Source organism: Chryseobacterium sp., assembly GCF_022712095.1.
GTDB lineage: Bacteria > Bacteroidota > Bacteroidia > Flavobacteriales > Weeksellaceae > Chryseobacterium.
Map to the genome: position 1 here is coordinate 1 of NZ_JALAHD010000121.1, position 9,400 is coordinate 9,400.

The following is a 9,400-nucleotide window of genomic DNA, read 5'->3' on the forward strand; positions in this document are numbered from 1 at the left end:
ATTTTATAAAGATAAAATACGAAAAGTAGAGACCAAAGATTTGAGGACAAGAAAAGAAAATGGGAATAAAATGGACTTGAACGGGAATTCCGAAAGCGATCGGGGGGAAGATAAAGAAAAATATAACAGTTTATTTGAGAATATAAAAGATATAGTGGAACATCAGCAGCACTTTAAAGAAACAGACTTTACTATTTCGCGGCTATCTTCTCTTCTTAATACCAACAGTGTATATATTTCCAAAGCAATTAAATATAATGGATACGCCAATTTTACGCACTATCTTAATAGCTGTCGTGTTAATAATGTAAAAGAAATGATTCAGGAGCAAAGCCTTGATAAAATTACTTTAATGTATATCTATACGGCGTCAGGTTTTTCCAATCAATCTACATTTAACAGAGTTTTTAAACAAATAGAAGGAATTACTCCTTCTGAATATATTCATCATCTTGAAGAATTATAGGTTTTCTGATTTTAGATTATTTAAAGATAAGTTAAATATTGTTAATGTATTTAATAATATTTAAATCTAAGCTTACATTTGTAGAATCAAAATGAGAAACTACATTGTATATTTTCTAACGAGTTTATTTCTATTTTTTATTGTAGAAAGTAGAATTCATGTGAATGTATTACATAGTAACTCAACACAGCATACCAGCCATTTACCTCAAAAAGCCAATCGCTTAAATCAGACTTTTGAAAAACTTTCCATTCAGCAAATTGTTGATAACACGGGAGAAAATTCATCTCTTGAGCTCAGTGAGGATGATTTTCAATTATCTGATATATTACAGACTATTGTCGTGTTTGCTAGTGTCTTTACGCTGACTTATATTTTAGGATTATTAAAGTATAAGCGTTTAAAACCTGTTATTCTTGGATTTTTATCCGATTTTTCCACAGTAAAAAAATTCATTCTAATACGTTCTATTAGAATTTAAATCTATTTTTCAACTATTGTTATTTTCTGCTCTTTTACTGGCAGAAAACACTTTGTGCTGTCAGTAATAACACAATGGTACCTATCAATCATTCAATTTAAAACATTAACGATCTATATTAATTCTAAAATTATGATGAAAAGAGTAATCTCAGGCATTACGCTAAGTGCTCTCATGCTGTTCATCGGTTGTAACAGTAAAAAAGAAGAAAAAGAAGAACAAACGATTTATCCGGTAACCAGCCCATTGAAAACGGATACGGTAATCAATAAAGAATATGTTGCTCAGATTCAATCTGTAAAAAATATAGAAGTCCGTGCTCAGGAAAAAGGATTTCTGCAGAATATTTATGTGGATGAAGGGCAGTACGTTCATGCCGGGCAGACCTTGTTCCGGATTATGCCCCAGCTATACCAGGCTGAACTCATGAAAGCCAAAGCTGAAGTAGAGCAGGCGGTTATTGAGTTAAAGAATGCCAGTACATTGGCTAACAATGATATTGTTTCTAAAAACGAACGTGCCATGGCAAAGGCTAAACTCGATGCTGCGAATGCTGAAATGAGGCTGGCTCAGATTCATTTGTCTTTTACAGATATTAAAGCCCCCTTTTCTGGAGTAATTAACAGAATACCTTTAAAGCTAGGAAGCCTGGTGGATGAAGGAGATCTGTTGACTTCCTTATCTGATAATACCAATATCTACAGCTATTTCAATGTTTCGGAACCTGAATATCTGAATTATCAGACTCATTCAGCAGACAGGGGAAGTAACCAGGTGACATTGATTTTGGCTAATGGAGAAGCAATGCCGGAAAAAGGAGAAATTCAGACCATTGAAGGGGAATTTGATAATGAAACGGGGAATATAGCCTTCAGAGCTAAGTTTCCTAATCCTGATAATCTTTTAAGAAATGGGGAAACAGGGAAAATACAGATGAGTTTACCTCTTAAAAATGCATTAATTATTCCTCAGAAAGCTACCTATGAAATCCAGGATCAGAAATATGTATTTGTAGTGGATAAAAATGGTGTGGCGAAATCTAAAAATATAAAAGTTGCCTATGAACTTCCTGATGTATATGTAATAGCTTCAGGCTTATCTGAAGGAGACAAGATACTTCTTGAAGGAGTACAGAAAGTAAAAGATGATCAGAAAGTGCAGACAAAGTTCCAGGAACCCAAAAAAGTTATTCAATCATTGAAATTAAAAGCAGAGTAGCAGACTCTAAAATGAAGTAGTATGTTTAAAAAATTCATTCGCAGACCAGTTCTGTCTATTGTAATCTCATTGATTATCGTTTTTTTAGGAATTTTGTCATTAGTAAGTCTTCCGATAACACAATTTCCCTCCATTTCACCCCCAAAAGTAAATATCACCGCGGAATATCCCGGGGCTAACAACGAGCTGCTAATTAAATCGGTTGTTATACCTTTGGAAAGAGGTTTAAACGGAGTTCCGGGTATGAAATATATGACCTCAGATGCAGGAAATGACGGAGAAGCTTCCATTCAGGTAGTTTTTGATCTAGGCACCGATCCTAACGTAGCGGCGGTAAATGTCCAGAATCGGGTTTCTTCAGTGGTTAATAAACTCCCTCCGTTAGTAGTCCGGGAAGGGGTAAAGATCACAAGAGAAGAGCCCAATATGTTAATGTATATTAACTTATATAGTGATGATCCTAAAGCAGACCAGAAATTTCTTTTTAACTATGCAGATATCAATGTAATGTCTGAATTGAGAAGGGTAAGTGGAGTAGGATACGCGGATATATTAGGTACCCGGGAATATGCTATGCGTATTTGGCTGAAACCGGATAGATTGACTGCTTACAATATTTCTGCAGATGAAGTAATGGAAGCTCTGAATCAGCAGAGTTTGGAAGCTTCTCCCGGAAAAACAGGAGAAAGTTCTGGGAAACGCTCCCAATCTTTTGAATATATATTAAAATATCCGGGCCGTTTCAATAATGAAAAAGACTATGGAAATATCATTCTTAAAGCAAAGCCGGGTGGTGAATTTGTAAGATTAAAAGATGTCGCAGATATAGAATTTGGAAGTTCTATGTATGATATTTATTCCACCTTGAACGGGAAGCCTTCAGCTGCAATTACGGTTAAGCAATCTTACGGATCCAATGCAAGCGATGTTATTAAAAATGTCAAAACATTAATGGCAGACCTTCAGAAAAATACTTTTCCGAAGGGAATGCATTACGATATCAGTTATGACGTTTCCCGTTTTCTTGATGCTTCAATCGAAAAAGTAGTTCATACCTTGTTTGAAGCATTTATTTTGGTAGCTATTGTTGTTTTTCTTTTCCTTGGTGATTGGCGGTCTACTTTAATTCCTGCTTTGGCAGTTCCTGTGTCACTCATCGGTACATTTGCTATCATGTCTGCTTTTGGAATTACCCTGAATATGATTTCACTCTTTGCATTGGTAATGGCCATCGGAGTTGTTGTGGATGATGCGATTGTAGTTATAGAGGCGGTTCATGCCAAGATGGAAGAGAAACACCTGTCTCCTTTAAAAGCAACTGAAGAGGCAATGCATGAAATCAGTGGAGCGATTATCGCGATCACTTTGGTAATGGCATCCGTGTTTATTCCGATTGCATTTATGTCCGGTCCTGTTGGAGTATTTTACCGTCAGTTTTCCATTACAATGGCTTCGGCAATTATCCTTTCCGGAATTGTAGCATTAACTTTGACTCCGGCATTATGTGCGTTGATTTTAAAAAATAATCACAACATACCTAAAAAGAAAAGCCCAATCACAATATTCCTTGATAAATTCAATAATTTATTTACCAAAGGAGCCGGCAGATATGAAAAGCTCTTAAATAAAACGGTTACCAGAAAGGCTTTCACATTACCATTGTTATTAGCTTTTTGTGCATGCACTTTCTTTTTAAGCAATTCACTTCCTTCAGGATTTATTCCAAGTGAGGATCAGGGAATGATCTATGCTATTATTCAGACTCCACCGGGATCTACATTGGAAAGAACCAACCAGATTGCGAGAGAGCTTTTAAAATCTTCTGAAGATATTGATGGAGTTCAGTCTGTTTCTTCATTGGCAGGATATGAGATTTTAACAGAAGGTACAGGTTCCAATTCAGGAACATGTCTGATTAATCTTAAAAGCTGGAATGAACGAAAAGAATCAGCGGTGGAAATTATAGAAAAGCTGGAAGAAAAAGCTAAGAATATTCCGGGGGCAAATATAGAGTTCTTTCAGCCGCCATCAATTCCGGGATATGGTGCCGCGGGAGGTTTTGAGTTACGGTTACTTGATAAAGCAGGAAGTGGGGATTACCAGAAAATGGAGCAGGTAAGTAATGATTTTGTAAAAGAATTGAAAAAGCGTCCTGAGCTTGGGTCTGCCTTTACTTTTTATTCTGCGAGCTTTCCCCAGTATATGCTGAAGATAGATAATGACCTGGCAGAGCAAAAAGGAGTTACGATAGAGAATGCCATGGATAACTTATCTACCCTGATAGGATCTAATTACGAAACGAGTTTCATTCGTTTTGATAGACCTTATAAGGTAATTGTACAGGCAGGACCTCAATACAGGGCTTTACCAACAGACCTTCTTAAACTCTATGTAAAGAATGATAAAGACCAGATGGTTCCTTATTCAGACTTTATGAGATTGGAAAAAGTATATGGTTTATCAGAAATCACAAGGCATAATATGTATAACTCAGCAGAAGTAAGCGGAACGCCTGCACCTGGATACAGCAGCGGACAAGCCATTAAAGCGATTCAGGAAGTTGCTGATAAAACATTACCAAGAGGCTTTGGCATTGATTGGGCAGGTATTTCAAAAGATGAAGTAGGAAGAGGTAATGAAGCTGTATTTATTTTTCTGGTATGTTTAGGATTTGTGTATCTGATTCTTTCTGCCCAGTATGAAAGCTTTATTCTTCCTTTGCCGGTAATTTTTTCTTTACCAACAGGTATTTTCGGAGCGTTTCTATGTCTTAAACTTTTGGGATTGGAAAATAATATCTACGCACAGGTGGCTATGGTTATGTTGATCGGTCTTTTAGGAAAAAATGCAGTTTTAATTGTAGAATTTGCCGTACAGAAAAAAGCGGAAGAAGGAATTTCTGTTGCTAAAGCAGCAATTGAAGGAGCTGCTATACGTTTTCGTCCGATTCTGATGACCTCATTTGCTTTTATTGCTGGATTGATTCCGTTAGTATTGGCAACCGGACCGGGAGCGGTGGGTAATAGAACAATAGGTACAGCGGCAGCAGGAGGAATGTTAATCGGAACTGTTTTCGGATTAATGATTATTCCGGGGTTGTATTATATTTTCGGAACCATAGCGGAAAAGTCAAGATTGGCGAGATATGAAGAAGAAAATCCTTTAACAGAACAAACAGAACCTTATGAACATGATGGAAAATTTGAAGACTAAAAAAATAATTGCCCTTATCGGAATGTCACTCATCATGGTAAGCTGTAAAGCTCCGATGGCAACCGTTATAAAAGATGAAGTGAAAGAAAATCTTCCTCCGAGTTTTCAACAGCAGGAAGAACGGCAGAATGCTGATAATAATAGTGGAATGACTCCTTGGAGACAGTTTTTTACTGATCCGGATCTGGTAAATTTAATTGAGATTGCTTTAAAGAATAATCAGGAACTATTGATTACATTACAGCAAATTGAAATAGCAAAAAGCGGTGTCCTTTATCAGAAAGGGAAATTAAGCCCGACAGTAGCAGCTAAACTGGGAATTGGCGTAAAAAAGGCAGGACGTTATACAAGTGAAGGAGCCGGGGATGCTACTACAGAAATAGAACCCGGGAAAGAAATGCCGGATCCGCTGGGAAATTTTGAAGGAGGATTAATGGCTAACTGGGAGATTGATATCTGGAAGAAACTCAGAACTGAAAAAGAAGCAGCCATAGCACATTATTTGTCTACAGTGGAGGGGAAAAACTTTGTCCTTTCGAGTCTGATTGAAGAAGTCGCAGATAATTATTATGAATTATTGGCTCTGGATAACCAATTGGATATTATTCAGCAATATACCGAGCTTCAGAAAAAAGCACTGGAAATTTCTAAGATTCAGAAACAGGCGGCGGCGGCTACGGAATTGGCTGTTAAAAAGTTTGAAGCTGAGCTTGCTAAATCTAAAGCTGCTGAATATACGATCAGACAACAGATTACTGAGAAAGAAAACGAAATTAATGCTTTGTTGGGGAGATTTCCGCAACCGATTATAAGGAAGAAGGAAAATTTTATGTCAACAATTCCCCAGACTGTTTATACGGGAATTCCTTCCCAGCTGCTTGCTAATCGTCCCGATGTTAAACAGGCTGAATTGGAACTTAAGGCAGCTAAACTCGATGTAGAGGCGGCAAGAAAAGAATTTTATCCTTCTTTGGAAATTTCTGCTACATTAGGATTAGAAGCTTTCAAACCATCCTATCTGGTTAAAATGCCGGAATCCATTGCTTACAATCTGGCAGGGGAATTGGCAGGTCCCTTGATTAATAAAAGTGCGATAAAAGCTAATTTTCAAACGGCGGATGCCAAACAGATCCAGTCGCTCTATGAATATGATAAAACAATTCTTAATGCTTATCTGGATATAGCTAATCTGATGTCTAAAGTGAAAAATATAGATCAGTATTATCAATTAAAGTCGGAGGAGACCCATGCTTTAGATCAGTCTATAGATATTGCAAATCAGTTATTCAGGAATTCAAGAGCGGATTATCTGGAAGTGCTAATGAATCAGCGTGATGCACTGGATGCCAAAATGGATTTGGTGGAAGCTAAACAAAAGCAGTTGAGTACCATTGTTGATATTTATAAAAGTTTAGGCGGAGGCTGGAAATAATCAAATTTTAAACTATTATTTAAGGGGAAGTGTTCTTTTTCAGAACTTTCCCCTTTTTATTTTGAATGTAATATGCTGATGCTGTTTAATTTTTTTTAATATGAATATAAAAATACTTTAAAATATGCACTTTGAAAAGATATTTTGGTGTTATATTTGTTTATAGAATGACAATTTTAACTTAATAGAAATTATAAAATTAATGACTATGAAAAAAATACTCTTGGTGATTCTTGTTCTCTTAGTGCTTCTTGTGGCCTTTTTATTAATCCGAACTTTTACTTACCCTTTTAAGAAAATTGAAATACAGTCGGGGGAAGGAGTAAAGATTCAACAAAATGATTCTGCGGTTGCCCGACTTTCCGGAGGAATTAAAATACCTACTGTATCTCCCGGAGATAATGCAGAAGATTACAAACCTTTTGATGAACTCAAAGCATATCTGAAGAAGAACTATCCTGAAATCTACCAAAATACGGAAAACTATGAGGTGAATGGATATGGGTTGGTATTCAGGCTGAAAGGAAGTAATTCTAAACTGGAGCCTATTTTATTCCTTTCTCATATGGATGTGGTTCCTCCCGGAGATGCTTCTGTAAAAAGTATGGAGGAAAATATTTTCAGACCTCAGGATAAACCATTGCCGGCAGTAACGGCAGTAGCTGATAAATGGGATTATGGCCCGTTTTCAGGAGCTGTATTGAATGGCAGGATCTATGGAAGAGGAACTTTAGATATGAAAGGAATGCTTTTCTCTCTTTTTGAATCTATGTCAAATCTTATCAAGTCTGGATTTGTTCCTCAAAGGGATATCTATATGGCTTTTGGCTTTGACGAAGAAATAGGAGGTAAGTTAGGTGCTGTTAAAATTGCAGAACATTTTAAAAAGAACGGATTGAAATTCGATGCGGTGTATGATGAAGGTGGATTTATATTGGAAAAAGGGAGTGTAGCGGGAGTAGATGCTGATGTAGCATTGATAGGGGCTGCAGAAAAAGGATTTCTATCTGCCAGAATTAAAGTAAAAGGATTAGGAGGACACTCATCTGTGCCGCCTTTAGAAAGTGCAATGGGAAAAGCGGCTATCATTATGCAGAGACTGGAACAGCATCAGATGAAGCCTACCGTTACCCCGCTTATCAGTAATTTCTTTGATAATATTGGAGGAACAATGCCCTTTACCAACCGATTGGCTATTGCTAATAAATGGCTTTTAGAACCAGTATTACTATCTCAGCTTACAAAAAACAATTCTACGAATGCATTGGTGCGTACGACTACGGCTTTAACAATGATGAAGGGAAGTGATGCGAGCAATGTACTATCTCCTGAAGTAGAATTTGTCGTAAATTTCAGATTATTGCCTGGAAATACCCTCAAAGATGTAAAGGATCATATTGCAAAAGCTACAGAAGGTTTCGATGTCGTTGTTGAAGATATCAATGCAAGAGAAGCTTCCTCTGTATCACCATCGGATACTAAAGCTTATAAAATTATGGAAGAAAGTCTCAGAGGAATCCAGCCGGGTGTAATTATTACTCCGTATTTAACAGTGGGAGGTACGGATGCTTACAAGTATCAGGATGTCAGTAATCATATTTACCGGTTTATTCCTGCTAAGATTAATCAATACGAACAGCAGAGTATTCATAGTACCAATGAATATATAAGCATTGATAATTATATGAAGATGATTCATTATTTTGAATATATTATGAAAAACTATGATAAATAGAAAGTTAACAAAATAAAAAAAGAGTGAGAATTTTCTCACTCTTTTTTTATTATTTTTTTAATGCGTCAAGTTTTGTCGTATTAAGGGAATAGCTTCGCATTATCAAATACAAAGCTATGGAATTACGACTTTATTTAAGTTTTAAAGAATTTGAAAAATATTATTACAATGATCTTGAAACCTGGTTTGAGAATTATTCTAATACAAATGAAATAGATTTTTTAGCTCAGTTGGCAGGAATTTATAAACCCTATTTATATTATAATTTTTCAGATGATGATCTGCAGGTAGACGCTAGCGTCAGAGTTAAAGAGTTTTCCTTCTCTTCGTTTGGGAATTTTGGTATTTCTTATCTGGATAAGAGCCAAAATGAAAATTTAAATACCCATACTAATGCTGTTTCCGGATGGAAGACTATTTCTATGATGGAATATGCTCAATATGTCTTGGATAAAATAAACAGATATCTTTCTTTAAATCATTCATCCAGATATGAAGAAAACCTTCTTGATTATCTTCACCATCCTGAGGTTATTACTTCTGCAGAAAAAATGGGCTATAAGCTTGATTATAATACCCATCAAACTATTATTCCCTTTTTGAAAGCTTTTTTACCTCATTATGGACAGACTGTGAACATTGCTCTTTATAAGGAATTTTATGCTTCTGTTGTAGAGATTGCCAATTTTATCGACAGAAAATTGTATTCAGTAAAGGCATTTGAGTATAGTATTTACAGCCAGCTAAGATCTGAAGCTAAATTAGGTTTACAAACGAAACATCATTTTTTAACTATATTTAATTAAAAAGAGTGGGTTGCCTTGAAAAAGACAACCCACTTATTTTGCCTAAGAC

General features: G+C 36.0%; 7 protein-coding genes. All 7 read left to right on the forward strand.

The features are described from left to right. Positions 1-466: AraC family transcriptional regulator (locus Q0A18_RS06090; protein ID WP_292009262.1), on the forward strand; the 466-nt coding region annotated here is incomplete at its 5' end. A gap of 91 nt (positions 467-557) precedes the next feature. Further along, positions 558-947 (forward strand): hypothetical protein, encoded by a 390-nt coding sequence (locus Q0A18_RS06095; RefSeq protein WP_292009263.1) that lies wholly within the window; start codon positions 558-560, stop codon positions 945-947. Between the two features lie 135 nt (positions 948-1,082). Further along, a complete protein-coding gene (locus Q0A18_RS06100) occupies positions 1,083-2,165 on the forward strand; it encodes an efflux RND transporter periplasmic adaptor subunit (protein WP_292009268.1) in 1,083 nt (360 codons plus the stop codon). 21 nt (positions 2,166-2,186) lie between these two features. Next, positions 2,187-5,378, forward strand: coding sequence for an efflux RND transporter permease subunit (locus Q0A18_RS06105; RefSeq protein WP_292009264.1), 3,192 nt, complete (start codon positions 2,187-2,189; stop codon positions 5,376-5,378). Then, positions 5,350-6,810 (forward strand): TolC family protein, encoded by a 1,461-nt coding sequence (locus Q0A18_RS06110; RefSeq protein ID WP_292009265.1) that lies wholly within the window; start codon positions 5,350-5,352, stop codon positions 6,808-6,810. Before Q0A18_RS06105 ends, Q0A18_RS06110 begins: the two co-directional genes overlap by 29 nt. Before the next feature lie 208 nt (positions 6,811-7,018). Then, complete coding sequence (locus Q0A18_RS06115; RefSeq protein WP_292009266.1) at positions 7,019-8,545, forward strand: M20/M25/M40 family metallo-hydrolase; 1,527 nt, start codon at positions 7,019-7,021, stop codon at positions 8,543-8,545. A gap of 116 nt (positions 8,546-8,661) precedes the next feature. Further along, a complete protein-coding gene (locus Q0A18_RS06120) occupies positions 8,662-9,351 on the forward strand; it encodes a hypothetical protein (protein ID WP_292009267.1) in 690 nt (229 codons plus the stop codon). Positions 9,352-9,400: the final 49 nt, after the last annotated feature.

Coding starts and splice junctions, on each gene's coding strand:
- Q0A18_RS06095 (WP_292009263.1), top strand. CDS start 558: ATGAGAAACTACATTGTATATTTTCTAACGAGTTTATTTCTATTTTTT.
- Q0A18_RS06100 (WP_292009268.1), top strand. CDS start 1,083: ATGAAAAGAGTAATCTCAGGCATTACGCTAAGTGCTCTCATGCTGTTC.
- Q0A18_RS06105 (WP_292009264.1), top strand. CDS start 2,187: ATGTTTAAAAAATTCATTCGCAGACCAGTTCTGTCTATTGTAATCTCA.
- Q0A18_RS06110 (WP_292009265.1), top strand. CDS start 5,350: ATGAACATGATGGAAAATTTGAAGACTAAAAAAATAATTGCCCTTATC.
- Q0A18_RS06115 (WP_292009266.1), top strand. CDS start 7,019: ATGAAAAAAATACTCTTGGTGATTCTTGTTCTCTTAGTGCTTCTTGTG.
- Q0A18_RS06120 (WP_292009267.1), top strand. CDS start 8,662: ATGGAATTACGACTTTATTTAAGTTTTAAAGAATTTGAAAAATATTAT.